Here is an 18,316-nt window from a genome sequence, read left to right as displayed (position 1 = left end):
GCTGGGGGGGGGTGTTACTGGCTGCCCGCCGGGGCGAGGGGGGCCAGGGTGCCGGGGTAGAGGTACTCCTTCGCGGGGAGTGTGGTGCCGTGGGCCCAGGCGTCGAAGAAGCCCTTGAGGTCCTTGCCCGAGACCTTGGCGGCGAGGGCCTCGAACTGGGGGAAGGAGGCGTTGCCGTAGGCGTGGTCCGCGGTCCAGCGCTTGAGGGTGGCGAAGAACGCGTCGTCGCCGACGGTGCGCCGCAGGGCGTGCATCATCAGGGAGCCCTTGAAGTAGAGGGCCGAGGCGAGTTCCTGGCCCTGCCCGGGGTCGTACAGCTTGGTGGACCAGAACTCCGGCTTGTTCCGGTTCTCCTCGACGGTGGGGGTGTAGAAGCCGGTGTCGAGGTTGCTGCCCTGGTGCTCGTCCCACAGCTGGTTGGCGTACTGGGCGACGCATTCGGCGATGCAGCCGTCGCGCCAGTCGGTGAACGAGACGCTGTCGCCGAACCACTGGTGGGTGATCTCGTGGACCGCCGCGGAGTCCCAGAAGTAGTTGGTGTAGGTGGGCCGGCTCTGGGTCTCCAGGTCCGGCGCGCCGGTGCCCGTCTCCTTGGTCCAGCTGCGGACGATGGCGCCCGCGGAGGAGAACGGGTAGGGGCCGAACTTGGAGGCCAGGAAGGCGATGATCTCGGGCTGCTGGGCCTCGGTCGCCTTGGCCATGTCGTCGATCGGCACGTCCGGGCCGTAGGCGGTGATGACCGGCGTCCCGTCGGGCAGCGCCGAGCGGTGGACGGTGAACTTGTCGATGGCGACGGTGCTGAGGTAGGTCGCCATCGGCTTGTCCTCGCGCCAGCGGAAGGTCGTCGAGCCGTCCTTGCTGGTGGTCTGGCCGGGCCGGCCGTTGCCGATGGCGGTCCAGCCGTCGGGGACGGTCGCGGCGAGCGAGAAGGTGGCCTTGTCGGACGGGTGGTCGTTGGACGGGAACCAGGAGGTCGCCGAGTGCGGCTCGCCCATCGCGTTGACGCCGCCGGACACCAGTTGGTGCCAGCCCTCGGGGTCGGGCTTGCCCGCGTACACCACCCGCACCGCGAAGGTGGCGCCGCCGGCCACCCGGCGGGCGGGCACGATGTCCAGCTTGTGCGTGCCGGAGCGGGAGAACGACTTGGCCGGGGTGCCGTTCACGGTGACGGAGGCGACCTGGAAGCCCTTGAGGTCCAGGGAGAGGCGGTCGAGCGACTGCAGGGCCCGGGCGGTGACGGTCGTGTCGCCGTTCAACTGGTCGGGGTGAGCCGGGTCGTAGGCGATCCGGACGTCGTAGTTCGCCACGTCGTAGCCGACGTTGCCGTCCTCGGGGAAGTACGGGTCCCCGATCCCGGTCGCTCCCGCGGGGGCGGCGGTCAGGGCGACTCCGAGGGCGGTGGCGGCGGCCACCAGGGTGACGGCCTTGCGGCGGTGGCGACTCGGCGGTGTGCGCATCTGTGGCTCCTGGGGACGGGCGGTCAGGACCGGGGGGCGGCGGGGACGGTGGCCGGGGCGGTGGTGGCCGGAACGGCGGGGGCGGCGGGCTTGGCGGCTGCGGGCTTGGCGGTGGCGAACTGCCACACCACGCCGATCATGGCGTTGGTGCTGGTCGCCTGCGTCGCGGGGTCGACGTTGGCGAGGTTGTCGCACGCGCTGTGGAGGCAGTCCGAGACGCCGCTGCTGAAGCCGGACGACGGGATGCCCGCGTCCCCGAACGGCTGGCTGTCGGAGCTGTCCAGCGGGATGTCGAAGGTGGCCAGGCCCCGGTCGGTGAACCACTTCTCGAAGGCCTGGAAGGCCGCGGTCTCGTTGTTCTTCGCGTCCTTCACCAGGAGGTACTGCTGGAGGTTCTTGCTGCCCGCCTGGTCGAGGTTGAGGTACAGGTCGATGGCCTTGCGGTCGCCGGCGGACAGGTTCTTGACGTAGTCCGCCGAGCCGACCATCCCCAGCTCCTCCGCCCCCCACCAGGCGAAGCGCAGGTGCCGCTCGGGCTTCAGCTTGGCCTTGGCCACCTGGAGGGCGGTGGTCAGGACGGCCGCCGAGCCGGAGCCGTTGTCGTTGATCCCCGGGCCCATCGGGACGCTGTCCAGGTGGGCGCCGGTGAGCAGCACGTGGTCGGGGTCGCCGCCCTGCCAGTCGGCGATCAGGTTGTAGCCGTCCTTGCCGTCGTGGGAGAAGCGGCGCAGCTGCGTCTGGAAGCCGGCCCGGTCCAGCGCGTGCTTCACGTACGCCACCGACTCCGCGTACCCCTTGGTGCCGTGCGCGCGGTTGCCGCCGTTGCGGTCCGCGATCCGCTGCAGGGCCTGGAGGTGCGGCATCACCTCGGCCGCCTCGACGGTGGGCGCGGCCGGGGCGGGCCTGTGCTCGGCGGCCGTGGCCGCGGCGGCGGGGACGGTGGACAGCAGCAGGGCGGTCCCGATGACGTGGGCGGCGAGGGACACCAGGCGGCGGGAGGGCATCACACGGGAGCCTTTCGGAGGCGGGGCCGGGGGGCTTCCCCCGGCGGACTCCGTCCACCCTGGTCCGTCGATGTCAGGAACTTGTCGAGAGGCTGTCGGGAACCGGTAGGGGTGCTTCCGGAGGGCGACTTACGATCATCCTCATGTGCGCACATGTCGTGGTCGCCGAGGACGATCCCAAGCAGGCCGACCTGGCCCGCCTGTACCTGGAGCGGGAAGGGCATCGCGTGGTCGTCGTCCACGACGGCCGGGCCGCGCTGGAGCAGGCCCGGCGCGGCCCGGCGGACCTCCTGGTCCTCGACGTGATGATGCCCGTCATGGACGGGCTCGACGTCTGCCGTGCCCTGCGTGCCGAATCCGCCCTGCCGGTGCTGATGCTGACGGCCCGCACCGCCGAGGAGGACCTGCTGCTCGGCCTCGACCTCGGCGCCGACGACTACCTCACCAAGCCGTACAGCCCGCGCGAGCTCGTGGCCCGGGTCCGGGCCCTGCTGCGCCGCGGGTCCCGGCCGCTGACCCCGGGTGCTCCCGCGCCGCCGGCCGCGCCCACCCTGCCGCCGACCGCGCCGCCCGCCGCCGCGCCCCCGGCCGTACTGACCGCCGGGGCCCTCACCGTCGACCCCCTGCGCCACGAGGTCACCGCCGACGGACGGCCCGTCAGCTGCACGCCCGGCGAGTTCCGGCTGCTCCAGGTGCTGGCCGCCCAGCCCGGCCGGGTCTTCACCCGGGCCCAGCTGCTGGAGCACCTGCACGGCATCGACCGGTACATCACCACCCGGACCGTCGACACCCACGTGATGAACCTGCGCCGCAAGATCGAGCCCCAACCGCGCCGCCCCACCCGCCTGCTGACGGTCTACGGCATCGGCTACAAGCTCGCGGAGGGGCCGCGCGGTGCGTCGTGACGCCCCGCCGCGCCGCAGCCTGCTGATCCGGCTGCTCGCCCTCTCCGCCCTGGTCTCGCTCTGTTCGATCGCCGCGACGGCCTGGCTGACCGCCCGCACCACGACGGGCGCGATCAGGCAGGAGCAGCGCCAGGTCCTCGCGGACCAGGCCCGGATCTACCACGAACTGCTCGGCTACGCCGCGACCCACCCCGACTGGACGGGTGCGGAGAGCACCGTGCGGCGGCTCGCCGCCGACACCGGGCAGCGCATCCTGCTGACGACTCCGCGCTTCGAGCCGGTCGTCGACTCCGCGGCCACCGCACCCGGGTCACCGGCCGCCACCTCCGGGACCCCCGCCACCGCCCCCGGGTCACCGCCCCCGGCCGCCACGCCGTCGGCACCGCCCCCGGGCGCCGCCGACCGGACGGTGCTGCCCCGGACGCCCACCACCACGGTCGACCCGCTCTCCGTCGACCTCGCCATGCTGCCCGACGCCCCGGCCGACCGGATCGACGCCCGTGCCGTGGGCCCGTTCCGGCTGACGACCGCCGAGCGCGCGGCCATGGAGGAGGCCGCGCGGAACCGGGCCGGCTGCCTGCGGTCGGAACTGGGCGTCGAGGCGACCGTCACCGACGACGCCGCCGGCCGCCCCGTGGTGAGCGTCCCCGGCGGCCGGCCGCTCGGCGTGCGCTGCGCGCCCCCGCTGGTGCTGGACGCCCCGACCCGCACCGAGAGCGCCGCCCTCGCCGACCTCACCGCGCTCGTCAACGCCTGCCTGGAGCGCCAGCAGATCCGGCCCGTGACGCTGTCCCTGGGGTTGCAGTGGGCCCCGGCCCGCGACCGGGAGCAGGAGCAGGTGATCTCCGCCTGCCTCGCCAACTCCCGCCGGCAGCAGCTCGTCCGGTACGTGGCGCCGCCCGTGCTGCTGTTCGTCGGCGCGCCCGCCGGCGCGGCGGACCAGGCCCCCGTGCTGTCCGCCCCGCACCGCGGGCGGGTCGCCGAGGTCGCCGCGCTGGTGCTGGCGGTCACCGTGGCGATCACCACGATCGTCGGCCTGCGGCTCTCCCGGCCGCTGAACGCGCTCACCCGCGCCGCCCGGCGGATGACCGACGGGGACCTCTCCGCCCGGGTGACCGCGACCGGTCGCGACGAGATCGCCGGACTCGCCGCCGCCTTCAACGCCATGGCGCAGCGCCGCGAACAGCTGGAGGAGATGCGCCGGGCGATGGTCGGCGACATCGCGCACGAGCTGCGCACCCCGCTCAGCAACATCCGCGGCTGGCTGGAGGCCGTCGAGGACGGCGTCGTCACCGCCGACGGCGCCTTGACGAGTTCGCTGCTGGAGGAGGCCCTGCAACTCCAGCACCTGATCGACGACCTGCGGGACCTCGCCGCCGCCGACGCCGGTGAACTGGCCCTGCACCGCGAGCCCGTGGACGTCGAGGACCTGCTGGCCCAGGTCGCCACCGCGCACGGCGCCCGGGCGCAGGCGTCGGGCGTGGCCCTGGTCGTCGAGGCGGTCGCGGACCGGACGGGGCCCGAGACGGCCGGCGCCCCGGCCGGGTACGAGACGGCCGGGTACGAGACGGCCGGGTACGAGACGGCCGGGTACGAGACCGCCGGGTACGAGGTGTTCGCCGACCCGGTGCGCCTGCGCCAGCTGGTGGGCAACCTGGTCGCCAACGCCGTCCGGCACACCCCGGCGGGCGGCACGGTCACCCTGCGGACCCGGACGGAGTCCGACGCCCTGCTCATCGAGGTCGCCGACACCGGCGGCGGCATCGCCGAGGCGGACCTGCCGTTGGTGTTCGAGCGCTTCTGGCGGGCCGACAAGTCCCGCAACCGGCAGAGCGGCGGCAGCGGTCTGGGCCTCGCCATCGTCCGCAAGCTCGCCGAGCTCCACGGCGGCGGCGTTCACGCGGCCAGCAGCCCCGGCGCGGGCTCGGTGTTCACCGTGCGCCTGCCCGCTCCGACGGCCGCCGGGTACGGGGGTGGAGCGGGCCGATAGCTAAATCATCGACATATGTTTGCCATTGATCTATGCTCACGGCCATGGCTAACCGTCAACTACAGGAGCCGACCCGGCTCGTGCTCACCGCGCTCGCCGATGCCCCGCGGCACGGCTACGCGATCGTCCAGGAAGTCCTGGCCATCTCCGACGGCCGGACCAAGCTGCTCACCGGCACCCTCTACACCGCGCTGGACCGGCTCCTCCAGCAGGGGCTGATCCGGATCGACCACGAGGAGGTCGTCGGCGGCCGGATGCGGCGCACCTTCGCCCTCACCGAGGACGGCCGGGACGTCCTGGGCGCGGAGACGGAACGGCTGCGGGCCGGAGTCGTCGAGGCCGAGCGCAGGCTCGCGCTCGGGCGGGGGCCGCGTCTCGGGGCGCTCCGGTTGAGCGGCGGTGCGGCATGACCGCGCAGCAGGCCGGGGCGCTGCCCGGCAGGCTCCCGCTGATCGGCATCTACCCCGCCGCCTACCGGGCCTCGCACGGCGAGGAGATCGCCGCCGTCTTCGCCGAGTCCGTCGAGGGCGCCGACCGGCGCACCGTGCTGCGCGAGTGGGTCACCCTGGCCGCGCACGCCGCCCGGCTGCGGACCCGGCTCAGCTCCGGAGACCCCGCGGGCCGGGCGCTCGCCGGCGCCGCGCCGTACCTGCTGGCCGGAGGGGCGGCGCTGGCCTTCGTCCAGCTGGTGATGACCTTCTTCGTCGCGGACACGCGCTTCGAGCTGATGGGCCTGCACACCACGGCCGCGACCGCGGTGGGCGCGGTGCAGGCCGCCCCCTGGGTCCTCGCGCTGCTCGGCGCCGGCCTCGGGCACTGGGGCGCCGCCCGCCTCCTGGTGCTGGTCGGCGTCCTCGCCCGGATCGGCGCCGCGGTCGGCTACGCCGTCCACCCGGCCGGGGTGCTCTTCCTGTCCCTCCACCAGCTGCCCCTCTGGCTCCTGCTCGGGGTGCCGCTGCTCATCGCCCCGCCCGACGGCGTCGACCAGCGCGTCCGCGCCCGGGTCGGGACGGTCGTCGCGGCGGCCGTCATCGCGCTGCCGATGAGCGCGCTCGTCCTCGCCTGGCCCTGGCGCGACCTGGAGGACTACTCCGAGGTCATCTTCCCGCGCAGCACCCAGATGCTGCTCGACGCGTCGTCGGCCTGGCCCGCCGTGGTGATGGCGACCGCCTTCTTCGTCCACTTCGCCGCCCGCCGGCCCGACCGGCCGCGCGCCGTCGGCGTGGCGCTGGCCGCCCTCCCCTGGGCGGTCATGCTCCCCGCGCCCTACTACTTGGCACTGCCGCGCGACCTCGCCGACCTCGGGCGCAACCTCGCGGTCGTGGTCGGCCTGCTGGCCGTCGCCGCCGCCCTCGCCGCGTTCGGCCGCACCCTGGCCGCCTCCCGGAAACCGGAGCCGGTCGAGCCGGCCTGACCGCGGGGGCGGCGCCCCGAACCGACCGCCGGTGTCGGGCCGGCCGGTCCGAGGATCCCCGAGTCCCTTCTTCCGGAAGGGGCTCGGGGATCCTTCGTCGATGGTGCGGCGGCCCGGCGCGGTGTGGCGTGGATCACGGCAACGGGTGGCGGCGGCGGGACAGGAGCTGGTGTGGAGAATTCGATACGCGCCCGGGTGCGCGCTGGGGACGCGGCGGCGTTCGGGCTGGTCTTCGAGGACCACGCCCAGGCGGTGTACCGGCACGCCGTGCGGATGACCGGGGACTGGGCCGTCGCCGAGGACGTGGTCTCGCTGACGTTCCTGGAGGCGTGGCGGCTGCGCGCGCGGGTCGATCCCGAGGGGGAGAGCCTGCGGCCGTGGTTGCTGGGGATCGCGGGCAACGTCATCCGCAACACCCGTCGGGCCGCGCGGCGCCACCAGCGGGCGCTGGCCAAGCTGCCGCCGCGCGAGGCGGTGCCGGACTTCGCCGGGGAGCTGGCGGGTCGGATCGCCGACGCCGAGGAACTGGCCGCCGCGAAGGCCGCGCTGGAACGGCTGCGGCCGGCGGAGCGCGAGGTGTTCGCGCTGTGCGTGTGGGAGGGCCTGGACCACGCGGCCGTCGCCGAGGCGCTGGGCCGGCCGGTGGGGACGATCCGCTCGCGGTTGTCGCGGGCCCGGGCCCGGCTGCGGGAGTTGACGGCGAAGGAGCTCGCCGCGTCACGGTCCGCGGGCTCGGGAAGAGGTGCGCAACGCCCGGGCGCCGGCGGACAGGTAGCAGGTGACCGCGACCTCGCGGTCCGGCCGTACAAGGAGACGACCCGATGAACGCCACCCCCCGGGACCGGTCCGAGCAGACCGAGCGGGAGGAACTGGTCCGGCTGCTGCCGGCCCCGGCGGCCCCGGAGCTCCCCCCGGGCCGCCACCTCCTGCTGAAGGAACACCTGATGGACACCGTCACCGACAACTCCCGGCGCACGGCCCGGCGGCGCAGCCTGGCGCTGCGCCTGGCCCTCCCGGCGGGCCTGGCCGCCGCTCTGGTCGGCGCCCTCCTCGCCACAGGCCCCGGCCGCCCCGCCCCGGACGCCCGGCACCAGGACGCCCAGCACCAGGACGCCCAGCACCCGGCCGACGGCACCGGCCACGCGCTGGGCCGCGTCGACAACGCCGCGTACACCCTCGAAGGCGGTGACGACCTCGTCAAACTCACCATCCTGGAGCAGTACAAGCCGGTGGACCCGGACCAACTGCAGCGCGACCTGGACCGGTTCGGGATCCCCGCCCGGGTCTACGCCGGCCAGCCCGGCTGCCGCGCCTCCGAGCCGGAGACCCCGGACAACCAGGAGGGCCAGGACAGTTGGGACATGCATACGGAGGGCGCCGGCCCGCTCGTCCTCACCGTCCGCCCCCGCGCCGTCCCGGCCGGCCTCAAGCTCTTCATCTACCTGCCCTTCGCCGGGACCGACCCCGCCCACAGCTCGCGCGAGATGCACACCGGCCTCATGCGGAGCCCGGGCCCGGCCTGCATGCCGTCCAAGGTCTACTTCAACCCCCTGGCGAGCCTGATCCCGACCCCGCCGCACTGAGCGGCTGACGGCTGACGGCTGACGACCGGCGGCTGACGACCGACGGGTGCGCGGCGGCAGCGGTAGCCGGCCGAGGCAGGCGATGGCAGGGGTGTCCGCCCGGGGCCTGCCGGGGGGCGTCGCCGGGCGGGCCGGCGGGTGCGGGGCTGCGGTCCGGGATGCGCCGGCGCGGTGCGCCGGAGGACGCACGGGGCGCGGGGGCCGCGGCTGGGGAAGCGCTGTGCACCGCTTGACCGGGGGGCGCCGGGGAGGGCGAGGGGCGCCGGGGAAGGGGCGCCGGGGGCGCCCTGGGAGAGGGGCGCCGGGGAAGGCGGGGCGGATCAGGTGGTCGAGCCTCTTCGGAGGTGCTGGAGGCAGTCGGCGATCTCGGCGGGGGTGGAGGGTCCGAGGGCGTCGGCGAGGCGGCCGTGGTGGAGGAAGACGACGCTGTCCGCGTACGCGGCGGCTTCCGGGTCGGTGGTGACGAGGACCGCCGTGAGGTCGAGGGCGCGGACCGCGCGGCGGAGTGAGGCGCCGATGGCGCGGGCGAGTTCGGGCGAGTCGTCGTGGCCGGGGGTGTCGACCAGCAGCAGGCGCGGGGAGCCGGCCAGCAGCCGGGCCAGCATGGCGTTGTGCTGCTGGACCCGGCCCAGCCTCCGGAGCGGCCGCCGCCAGAGCCACAGTCGGGTGATCCGACTGATCTGCCAGGCCTGGCGGCGGCCGAGTGCGGAAACGCCCGGATCGACGAATTCACGAACCGTCACATTTGGGTGGACGGGCTCGTGTTGGCCCCAGAGCGCGCCGACGGAACCCCGTTCACCGTCGGCCCAGTGGACCGTTCCGGTGGACGGGGTGGTGACGCCGGCCATGCACTCCAGGAGTGCCGTGGTGCTGGCGCGTTCGTCTCCCATGACGGCACAGAAGCGGCCTTTTCGTACGCCGAGTGAGAACTCGCGCAGGACCGCTGTGGGACCGTTCGTGCCCGGGTGGATTTTCGACACGTTTTCCAGCGTGACGGCACAGTCTGGGGCGGCTTCCCGCTCAGCTGGTCCACCTCCCATCATGAATCCGCTCCCAGGCTTCCGTAAATGATGCGTGCGGCGACAAGGCATCGTGCTTGCATGCCCAGAACCTACTCGCTCGTAATGGGTTTAGGCCATGCTGCCCGCATCCGTATGTATGGTGCACTTTCCTAGACCATCCGTGTCAGATCGAGATCGCTCCTCGGGGCGTGTTGCGGGTTCGTTACTTCGGGAATCGTCGGTATAGGGCGAATTGTCAGACCAGTGGATCCCCACGAAGAAGAGCCCCGCCCAGGGGGGTCAGGGTGTGGTGCACTTTGTTGAGCGAGCGCAGGGTGGTGATAAGTCCGGCCGCCCGCAGGACGGCGGTGTGCTGGCTCGCGGCGGCGGTGGAGATGCCCACCAGCTCGCCGACCTCGGTGGTGGTGCAGGTGGTCGTCAACACCTGGAGGACGGCCGCCCGGGTGCGTCCCAGCAGGGCCCCCAGGGCCTGGTCGCCGTCGGGTGCCGGGTCCCACAGGTTCTCCCGGTCGCGCGGGACGGGGATCGGGTAGAGCAGCAGCAGGGGCCGGTCGCCCTGCTGTTCGACCAGGATCGGCGATCGGGAGAACAGGAACAGCGACGGCGCTATCTCCAGGCCGGTCGACTCCAGTTTGATGTCGTGCCCCGTCCCGGGGACCTCCAGCACCGGGGGACGCCAGCGGATCGCCGGGTGCAGGGTGCTGAGCAACTGGTCGACGCCGCCGCTCATCATGATCTGGGCCCGGGCGTTCCGGTCGACTTCGAGCAGGGTCGACACCTGGCTCCAGTAGGGCTCCACGGCGATCCGGTGGAATGTCTCCAGATCGCGCAGAACCCGCGGTCGGAATTCGTTCCCGGATCCGGCCGCGGAGGAGTTTTCGAGAATTCGGTAGAGATCCGGGAAAGGTCGTACGGTGCGGGCGAGTTCGGCCAGTGCCCGGCCGTCCCGTTCACCCGCGACCCGTCGTCGCCAGGAATGGAAGACGGGGCCTCCGCCGCCCGTCGCGAAGGTTTCGAGGGCGCACAGCGCCTCTCGCATCGGATCCAGATGAGCGGCCGACGATACTTTGGCCAGGCTCGCCGGACTGAAGAATATGCGTCGCATTGCTGTTTTCCCCCTTGAAGTTCCGATGCTGTCGCGATCGGAGGTCATCGGTCTCAGGCCGGCATCGCTGCCGCTTCGATCACGCCCTCGGTCGCACAGTTCGGTCCGTCGGGGAGAATGGGGTAGAAGAGCGTCGGTCCGTCGGCAATGGTGTGGTCGTCCACCAGGACCGGGGAATCGGGTGCCAGGAAGTAGGACGGCGCAATGGTCAGCCCGACCTCCTCCAGTTGCACGTCCTCGTTCTGTCCGGGTATCTCCAGCGAGCAGGTGGAGAGCCGGACGGTCGGGTGAAGGGTGCTCAGCAGGCTGCGCGCGCCGCAGTCCTGGAGGATTTCCAGTCGCTTCTTCCGGTCGCTCTGGACGGTGAGGGAGATCACGTCCCAGTGCGGGGCGACCATGATGCGGTAGAAGGACTCCAGGTCCCGGAGCAGGCGCAGGTCGGCGCCGTTCCCGGAGTGCCGGGCGCGCCGGACCATAGTGTCCATGTCGGGGAACGGGCGGATGGTCCGGGCGAGTTCGACGAGCCGCTGGGTGGACCCGAGCCGGTGGGTGGGACCCAGCCGGCGGGCCGGCCCCACGGGGCGGGTTTTATGCCATCGGAGCCGGCGTTTCGCCTGGCGGTGCCGGGAAGAGAGCAGGTCCAGGGCGAAGAGTGATTCGCTGACCCAGTCCGGGGTCGGCATGATACGCGTTCTCAACAGGCTTGCCGACGTGAAGTGCAGACGTGGCACGAGTCCCCCATGAATGCCGTTGATGTAGGCGGGCCGGGAGCCGGGATCCACGGTGAGGTGGATGGTCGATCGTGCGTGACCGCATCTTCGACATGGCCATGCCCGTTCCCGTACCGACTACGCTACGTGGCGCTTTAGGGGGGTGACAGTCGAGTCTTCGCCAGTTCGAAGGTGCAGTTCTCTGCACCTGATCCGGATAGCGGACTCGACTCGGTTCGACCGCCCCCTGAGGGGTCATGTGACCCGTGGGGCGGTTGGGGAGAGAGGGGTCTGTTGGGGCCGGAGTCGCGCCGGACGTGGGTCCGCGCTCTCGGCCTACCTGCCAAGAGCGCGGAAGTTCCTCAGGCGCGGATTCGATCTGCTCGTCAGATCGTGATAAGCACGTTGATCAGAACGCCAACGGCGACCACCGCGAGGACGACCCAGGGCCACATCGGGCGTTCCTTAGTGGGCTTCCAGCCGGTCGAATCGGGCATGACTGCTCCTGGCTTGTATTGGTACGGGGAGATTTACGGCCGGGCCCCCCGGAAGACGGGGGACCCAACGAGGGGCCCGGCCAAGGGAATCGGCGGGGGAACTGTTAGTGCCCTGTTCACCGATTCCGGTCTGTGGTCACCGTGCGCGCTCTGGGAGGCTCAACGGTGACGCTGGTTCGGAAGCCCAGTCATCACGGGTAGTCGTGGTGGTCGAGGCAGGTCTGGCGCAGTTCCTTGATGCGGTCGTTCTGCTCACCGATGTAACCGACCACGGTGCGCACCGCACCCTTCTCGCGGATGTCGGCGTTGCGCATCTTGTCGGCGGTCGACTGGATCGCATTGCGGAGCTTGTCGTCCCCGGCCTGCTTGGCCAGCCCGTCGAGCTCGTCGGCCCGGTCGCGCATCTTCTTGCGGGCCTCCTCCACGTTGTCCGGGAACGGATCGGTGAAGGTCTTGCCGAAGATCTTCGCGCACAGCTCGATCCGGTCGGCGGCCTTGGTACTGACCTGGCAGGCGGATGTTCCGGCGCCGACCAGGAGGACGGCGGCCAGGGTCAGCACGACCGTCCTGCTCCGCCGGCGTCCGGGTTCGGCCCCGTGGCTCCTGCGCATCGGGTACATGCTTCCTCCCTGGGTCCCGTGGGATCCGATGATCTTCTGCCCGTCGTCCCGGCGTTGGTTCCGCCTTCGATGACTCCATCCTGAACCCGGGCGCCGCCGATTTCATGGGGGCTTACTTCCGATCCGAGGTGCAGTTCTCTGCACCTTTCTTCGTGCACGTGATCGCCTGTGCTGGGCGTTTTCGCACCGGCTTAAAGACGTGGTGGGCGGTGGGTGGCGCCATGGAGGCTGAGGTCCGTACGGCCGGGACGGCATGCGGTGGCCGGGGTTCCGCCCCAGGGCCGTGGCGCACGGACAGCGCAGGGGAGAGAGGGACGACGATGGGCCCAGCACGGACACTCGCGGAGAAGCTGTGGGAGCGCCACGTCGTGGCGTCCCGGCCCGGCGGACCGGACCTCCTCTACATCGACCTCCACCTCACCCACGAGGCCACCTCCCCGCAGGCCTTCGACGGGCTGCGGCTGGCCGGCCGCGGCGTCCGGCGGCCGGGGCTGACCCTGGCGCTGGAGGACCACAACGTCGCCACCACGGCGACCGCGGTGCTCGACCCGGTCAGCCTGGTCCAGTTGGACACGCTGCGCCGCAACTGCGCCGAACAGGGCGTCGAGCTCTACTCGGTCGGCCACCGGCGGCAGGGGATCGTGCACGTCGTCGGACCCGAACTCGGCCTGGTGCAGCCCGGGATGACGATCGTCTGCGGGGACAGCCACACCGCCACGCACGGCGCGTTCGGCGCGCTCGCCTTCGGCATCGGCACCAGCGACGTGGAGCACGTCCTGGCCACCCAGTGCCTGGAGATCGGCCGGCCGCGCACCCTGGCCGTCGAGTTCACCGGCCAACTCCCCCCGGAGGTCGGGGCGAAGGAGATGATCCTCGCGCTGATCGCCCGGATCGGGGCCAACGGGGCGCAGGGCCACCTCATCGAGTACCGGGGCGACGCGGTGCGCGGGCTCTCCATGGAGGCCCGGATGACGCTCTGCAACATGAGCATCGAGGCCGGCGCCCGGGCCGGGATCGTCGCACCCGACGAGACCACCCTGGAGTACCTGCGCGGCCGTCCGCACGCCCCCGCCGGGGCGGACTGGGACGCCGCCGTCGCCGACTGGTCCACCCTGGCCACCGACCCCGGCGCCGTGTTCGACCGGACGGTCGTGCTCGACGTGGGCGGGCTCACCCCGCTCGTCACCTGGGGCACCAACCCCGCGCAGACCGTGCCGCTCGCCGCCGCCGTGCCCGACCCGCAGACCTTCACCGACCCGCTCGAACGCGCCTCGGCGCAGAAGGCGCTGGCCTACATGGGCCTGCGGCCCGGGACCTCGATGCGGGACCTCGCGATCGACGTCGTCTTCGTCGGCTCCTGCACCAACGGCCGGATCGAGGACCTCCGCTCCGCGGCCGGGGTGCTGCGCGGGCGCACCGTCGCCGGCGGCACCCGGATGCTGGTCGTCCCCGGCTCGATGCAGGTGCGGGCCGAGGCCGAGGCGGAGGGGCTGCACGAGGTCTTCCTGGCCGCCGGCGCCGAGTGGCGGCTGCCCGGTTGCTCGATGTGCCTGGGGATGAACACCGACCGTCTCGAGGGTGTCGAGCGCTGCGCCTCCACCTCGAACCGTAACTTCGAAGGCCGCCAAGGGGCGCGGGCCCGCACCCACCTGGTGTCGCCCGCGGTCGCCGCCGCGACGGCGGTGGCCGGGCGGCTCGCGGCCCCGGCCGACCTGGCCTGACAGCGCCGGCCCGGCCGGAGAGAGGACAGCTGAGTATGGAACCCTTCGTCGAACACCACGGTCGCGCGGTCGCCCTGCGCCGCGACGACGTCGACACCGACCAGATCCTGCCCGCGGAGTACTGCAAGCGGGTCACCAAGAGCGGCTACGAGGACGCGCTGTTCGCCCGCTGGCGCGCCGAGGACGGCTTCGTCCTGGAGCAGCCGCGCCACGCGGGCGCGACGGTCCTGCTGGCCGGCCGGGACTTCGGCATCGGCAGCTCCCGCGAGCACGCCGTCTGGGCGCTGCGCGACTGGGGGTTCCGCGCCGTCGTCGCCACCGGCTTCGGCGACATCTTCCGCCGCAACGCCCTCAACAACGGCCTCGTCCCGGTCGACCTGCCGACCCCCGTGGTCGAGGAGCTGATGGACCTCGCGGAGTCCGCCGAGGGCCTGCGGCTCACCGTGGACCTGCGGGCCGGCCTGCTGCGCCGGCCGGGCGGCGAGCACCCGTTCACGGTCGACGCGCGGGCCCGGGCCCGGCTGCTCGAAGGGCAGGACGTGATCGCGGAGACCCTGCTCAGGAGCGGGGAGATCGAGGCGTACGAGGCGGGCCGCCCGTCCTGGCTGCCCGAGATCCCGCGCGGCGCCTTCGACCGGGCCGAACAGCGGCTCCGGGGCGAAGCGCCGCTCCAGACCGAACAGCGGCTCCGGACCGACGCCGCGGGAGTGAGCCGATGAGCGCCACCACGCACCATGACACCCCGGCCCGCCGCGCCCTGGGCGCCGAGCGGGTGGCCGGGCTGCCCGGCGGGGGGCTGGCCGCGCTGCTGCTGGAGGGGCTGCCGCCGGACACCGTCGACCTGGCGGTCGGCACCCCGGCCTACCCCGACACGCCGCCCGGGCTGGTCGAGGCGGCGGTCGCCGCGCTGCGCGCCGGCGTCCACCAGTACCAGGACCCGGCCGGGTTGGCGCTGCTGCGCGAGCGGATCGCCGCGGCCCTGCCCGGCGCCCCGGACCCGGGCTCCGAGATCACCGTCACCGTCGGCGGCAGCGAGGGGCTGGCCGTCGCCCTGCTCTCGTTCGTCGACCCCGGCGACGAGGTGATCGTGTTCGAGCCCTTCTACGAGAACTTCCTCAGCGCCATCGCCCTCACCGGCGCCCGCCCGCGCCCGGTCCGGCTGCGGGAGCCCGACTGGAGCGTCGACCCGGACGAGCTGGCCGCGGCCTTCGGACCGCGCACCCGCGCCGTCATCGTGAACAGCCCGGCCAACCCGACCGGCGTCGTCCTGGAGCGCGGCACCCTCGACCTGCTCGCCGAGCTGTGCCGGCGCTGGGGCGCCGTGGTGATCTCGGACGAGGTGTACGCCGGGTACGTCTACGAGTCGGCCGGCTACCGCTCGGTCGCCGAGATCGAGGGCCTGGCAGACCGCTCCGTGGTGGTCGGCAGCCTCTCCAAGAGCCATGCGATCAGCGGCTGGCGGCTCGGCTTCCTGCGCGCGGCGCCGGAGCTCACCGCCCTGCTGCGCAAGGTGCACGTGGCCACCACCGGCGGCGCGGCGGCCGCGCTCCAGCACGCCGCGGCCAACGCGGACCTGCTGCTGCCGGAGCGCTGGGACCACGCGGCGGGGATGCGTGAGCGGCGCGACCGGACGGTGACCCTGCTGCGGGACGCCGGATTCGACTTCACGCCCCCGGCCGGCGGCTGCTACGTGCTGGCCCGGATCGACGGGCTGACCGACGAGCCCAGCCCGCGCTTCGTCCGCACGCTGCTCGCCGAGACCGGTGTGCTGGTGGCGCCGGGCACCTCGTTCTTCGTCGATCCGGCCGATGGCGAGCGCTACGTCCGGATCGCCTTCAACCGTCCACTCCAGACCCTCGACACCGCTGCCGAGCGGCTTCGCGCCCGCAGCCCGCAGAAGGGAGTCACTCCGTGACAACCGCCATCAGCATCTCGACCGAAGCGCGGCACGACGGACTGGTCCTCGGGATCACCGCCGAGACCGCGGGCAACCGGCTGGTCGACCTCGGCAAGGAGCAGGGGGAGTTCATCCGCCAGCGGATCACCGAGCACGGCGCGGTCGTGCTCAGCGGCTTCGACTGGCAGGAGTGGCCGGAGCTGGACACCTTCGTCAACGCCGTCGTCGGCCGGCCGCTCGACTACACCGAGCGCTCCTCGCCGCGCACCGAGCTGCACCCCGGGGTGTTCACGGCCACCGACCACCCGGCGACCGAGGAGATCTTCCTCCACACCGAGCAGTCGTACAACCTGAACGTCCCGCGCTACCTGTTCTTCTTCTGCCGCCAGGAGTCGCCCGACGGCGGCGCCAGCCTGCTGGCCGACTGCCGCGCCCTGCACGCCGGGCTGCCCCGGGAGACCGCCGAGCGGTTCGAGCGCGAGGGCTACCTGCTCGTCCGCAACTTCCGCCCCGGCCTGGGCCTCTCCTGGCAGGAGGCGTTCGGCACCAGCGACCCGGACGAGGTCAAGGCCTACTGCGACGCCAACAGCATCGAGCTGGAGTGGCTGGAGCGCAACCACCTGAGGACCCGTCAGCTCCGCTGGGCCGTCTCCACCCACCCGGAGACCGGCGTCCGCTCCTGGTTCAACCACCTGACCTTCTTCCACGCCCGCACCCTGCGCGAGGACGTCGCCGACTTCCTGCTGGAGGAGTACGGCCCGTGGGGGATGCCCACCAACACCTTCTACGCGGACGGCAGCGAGATCCCGGACGAGGTCGTCCGGCAGCTCCAGGCCGCCTACCGGGCGCAGCAGATCGACGTCAACGTGCACACCGGTGAGGTCCTGATCGTGGACAACATCAGCGTGGCGCACGGGCGGGCCCCCTTCGTGCCGCCGCGCGACCTGTTCGTCAGCATGGCCGGGGCGCACGCGTGGTCCGAACTCCGCCCGGTGGAGCGGACGTCGGCGCCCGCGGTGGCGCTGCCGACCCCGCCGCAGTGACCTCGGGCAGTACGACGGCCGATGCCGCCGTGGCAGCCGAGCCGGGCCCGCCGCCGCTGTCCCGCAACCGCGAGTACAACGTGCTGTGGACCGCGAACATGGTCTCCCAGCTGGGGGCGCAGGGCACGCTGATCGCGTACCCGCTGCTGGTGCTCGGGCTCGGCGGCTCCGCCTTCGAGGCCTCGCTGGCCGAGTTCGCGATCGCCGGGTCGCGGGCGCTCTCGGCGCTTCCCTCGGGGGCGCTGGCGGACCGGGTCAGCCGCAAGACGCTGATGCTGGTCTCGGAGTTCGGGCGGGCCGTGGCGCTGGGCCTGCTCGCGCTGCTGGTGGCGATCGGGCACGCGCCGCTGGCGGCCATCGTGGTGGTGGCGGTGGTCGAAGGGGTGTGCACCTCGCTGTTCGGCACCGCCGACCAGGCGCTGCTGCCGAGCGTCGTGCCGTCCTCGCAACTCGCCGACGCCGTCACCCGCAACACCGCCCGCTACTACCTCGCGACCATCGTGGGTCCGGGGATCGGCGGATTCCTGTACGGCGTCCAGCGGTTGCTGCCGTTCGTCGCCCAGGCGGTGACCTCGGCGATCGCCTTCGTCACGCTGCTGTTCCTGCGGCTGCCCGCGCCGGTGCCCGCACCGGCGCCGTCGCCCGAGGGCAAGGGCGAGGGCGGGGACGCGGAGCGGACCGAGGGGGCGTTGCAGGCGATGGCGTCGGGGCTGCGCTGGCTGCGCGGCAACCCGGCGGTGCGGGCCACCGTGCTGTTCGGCACCGCCTTCAACCTGGTGTTCAGCGGCCTGTTGATCGCCGTGGTGGTGATGGCCCAGCAGGACGGGCGGTCCGGTGCCGAGGTCGGCGCCATCGGCGCCCTGGTCGGCGCGGGCGGCGTGTCGGGTGCGCTGGCGGCCGGGCGGCTGCGCCGCTCGCTCTCGCCGTTCACGGCGCTCATGGTGCTGACCTGGGCCTCCGCGGTGCTGGTGCCGCTGCTCGCGGTGGTGCCGACCGGCTGGCCGGCCGGGCTGGTGCTGGGGGCCACCGCGTTCCTCGCGCCCACCGCCACCGCCCTGGTGGCCGGTCATCAGATGATGGTCACCCCCGATGAGATGCGCGGCCGGCTGGCCGGCCTGATCGGGGTCTCGATGGGCGCGGGCGCGGCGCTCGGCCCGCTGCTGTGCGGGCTGCTGCTGGAGACCGTGCACGCCGTGCCCACCGTCCTGAGCTGTGCGGCGGCGTTCCTGCTGATCGCACTCGGCGTGGCCGTCACCCCCGCGGTCCGTGCCTTCCCCGCCCTGCCCGACAACCGGGAGCACCCGTCCGGGAGTTGAGGAGGGGGACACGCAGGAGGGGCGGCGCCCGA

17 protein-coding genes are annotated in these 18,316 nt (G+C 73.0%); 11 read left to right on the top strand and 6 right to left on the bottom strand.

The window, feature by feature from the left end:
* Positions 1 to 14: 14 nt before the first annotated feature.
* Together AC07BF_RS01930 and AC07BF_RS01925 are read right to left on the bottom strand one after the other, a co-directional pair.
* The gene (locus AC07BF_RS01930) at positions 15 to 1,457 is read right to left on the bottom strand and encodes a M1 family metallopeptidase (protein WP_478332775.1); all 1,443 of its coding nucleotides are present in this window, start codon (positions 1,455 to 1,457) and stop codon (positions 15 to 17) included.
* A gap of 23 nt (positions 1,458 to 1,480) precedes the next feature.
* On the bottom strand, positions 1,481 to 2,461 hold the full coding sequence (locus AC07BF_RS01925; protein ID WP_400810091.1) for a M20/M25/M40 family metallo-hydrolase: 981 nt from the start codon (positions 2,459 to 2,461) through the stop codon (positions 1,481 to 1,483).
* 143 nt (positions 2,462 to 2,604) lie between these two features.
* Here AC07BF_RS01925 and AC07BF_RS01920 point away from each other — a divergent pair, with 143 nt between their 5' ends.
* The 6 genes from AC07BF_RS01920 to AC07BF_RS01895 all read left to right on the top strand — a co-directional run bounded on the left by AC07BF_RS01920 (position 2,605) and on the right by AC07BF_RS01895 (position 8,353).
* Positions 2,605 to 3,366 carry a response regulator transcription factor gene (locus AC07BF_RS01920; protein ID WP_363630399.1) on the top strand — a complete coding sequence of 254 codons (762 nt, stop codon included), beginning with the start codon at positions 2,605 to 2,607 and terminating at the stop codon, positions 3,364 to 3,366.
* The gene (locus AC07BF_RS01915) at positions 3,356 to 5,356 is read left to right on the top strand and encodes a sensor histidine kinase (protein ID WP_478332774.1); all 2,001 of its coding nucleotides are present in this window, start codon (positions 3,356 to 3,358) and stop codon (positions 5,354 to 5,356) included. Before AC07BF_RS01920 ends, AC07BF_RS01915 begins: the two co-directional genes overlap by 11 nt.
* Before the next feature lie 44 nt (positions 5,357 to 5,400).
* Positions 5,401 to 5,766 (top strand): PadR family transcriptional regulator, encoded by a 366-nt coding sequence (locus tag AC07BF_RS01910; RefSeq protein WP_363585158.1) that lies wholly within the window; start codon positions 5,401 to 5,403, stop codon positions 5,764 to 5,766.
* Positions 5,763 to 6,770 (top strand): hypothetical protein, encoded by a 1,008-nt coding sequence (locus AC07BF_RS01905; protein WP_478332773.1) that lies wholly within the window; start codon positions 5,763 to 5,765, stop codon positions 6,768 to 6,770. The genes AC07BF_RS01910 and AC07BF_RS01905 overlap by 4 nt, the downstream gene beginning before the upstream one ends.
* Positions 6,771 to 6,941: 171 nt before the next feature.
* Entirely contained in the window at positions 6,942 to 7,595 is a 654-nt protein-coding gene (locus tag AC07BF_RS01900; RefSeq protein ID WP_363630405.1) for an RNA polymerase sigma factor, read from the top strand.
* Positions 7,592 to 8,353, top strand: coding sequence for a hypothetical protein (locus AC07BF_RS01895; protein ID WP_363585152.1), 762 nt, complete (start codon positions 7,592 to 7,594; stop codon positions 8,351 to 8,353). Before AC07BF_RS01900 ends, AC07BF_RS01895 begins: the two co-directional genes overlap by 4 nt.
* A 320-nt stretch (positions 8,354 to 8,673) precedes the next feature.
* On the opposite strand, the gene AC07BF_RS01890 is transcribed toward AC07BF_RS01895, so the two are convergent.
* The 4 genes from AC07BF_RS01890 to AC07BF_RS01875 form a co-directional block, all read right to left on the bottom strand.
* Entirely contained in the window at positions 8,674 to 9,393 is a 720-nt protein-coding gene (locus tag AC07BF_RS01890) for an ATP-binding cassette domain-containing protein (protein ID WP_363585188.1), read from the bottom strand.
* Positions 9,394 to 9,610: 217 nt separating this feature from the next.
* Entirely contained in the window at positions 9,611 to 10,174 is a 564-nt protein-coding gene (locus AC07BF_RS01885) for an ArsR/SmtB family transcription factor (RefSeq protein WP_363585150.1), read from the bottom strand.
* Positions 10,175 to 10,533: 359 nt separating this feature from the next.
* On the bottom strand, positions 10,534 to 11,163 hold the full coding sequence (locus tag AC07BF_RS01880) for a hypothetical protein (protein WP_063349701.1): 630 nt from the start codon (positions 11,161 to 11,163) through the stop codon (positions 10,534 to 10,536).
* 715 nt (positions 11,164 to 11,878) lie between these two features.
* Positions 11,879 to 12,298, bottom strand: a complete 420-nt coding sequence (locus AC07BF_RS01875; protein WP_363585146.1) for a hypothetical protein — start codon at positions 12,296 to 12,298, stop codon at positions 11,879 to 11,881.
* A 329-nt stretch (positions 12,299 to 12,627) separates the two neighbouring features.
* Here AC07BF_RS01875 and leuC point away from each other — a divergent pair, with 329 nt between their 5' ends.
* Genes leuC through AC07BF_RS01850 form a run of 5 tightly spaced genes read left to right on the top strand, consistent with a single transcriptional unit; the run spans position 12,628 to position 18,284 of the window.
* Positions 12,628 to 14,028, top strand: a complete 1,401-nt coding sequence (gene leuC / locus AC07BF_RS01870) for a 3-isopropylmalate dehydratase large subunit (RefSeq protein WP_363623338.1) — start codon at positions 12,628 to 12,630, stop codon at positions 14,026 to 14,028.
* 35 nt (positions 14,029 to 14,063) lie between these two features.
* Complete coding sequence (gene leuD / locus AC07BF_RS01865; RefSeq protein WP_478332772.1) at positions 14,064 to 14,747, top strand: 3-isopropylmalate dehydratase small subunit; 684 nt, start codon at positions 14,064 to 14,066, stop codon at positions 14,745 to 14,747.
* On the top strand, positions 14,744 to 15,943 hold the full coding sequence (locus tag AC07BF_RS01860) for a pyridoxal phosphate-dependent aminotransferase (protein ID WP_363623340.1): 1,200 nt from the start codon (positions 14,744 to 14,746) through the stop codon (positions 15,941 to 15,943). The genes leuD and AC07BF_RS01860 overlap by 4 nt, the downstream gene beginning before the upstream one ends.
* On the top strand, positions 15,940 to 16,968 hold the full coding sequence (locus tag AC07BF_RS01855) for a TauD/TfdA family dioxygenase (RefSeq protein WP_363623342.1): 1,029 nt from the start codon (positions 15,940 to 15,942) through the stop codon (positions 16,966 to 16,968). Before AC07BF_RS01860 ends, AC07BF_RS01855 begins: the two co-directional genes overlap by 4 nt.
* 29 nt (positions 16,969 to 16,997) lie before the next feature.
* Entirely contained in the window at positions 16,998 to 18,284 is a 1,287-nt protein-coding gene (locus AC07BF_RS01850; protein WP_478332771.1) for an MFS transporter, read from the top strand.
* Positions 18,285 to 18,316: the final 32 nt, after the last annotated feature.

The sequence above is a fragment of the Kitasatospora sp. NPDC043950 genome (assembly GCF_056435345.1).
The sequence above is the reverse complement of the archived record's forward strand: the minus strand, read 5'-3'. Positions and strand labels throughout refer to the sequence as shown.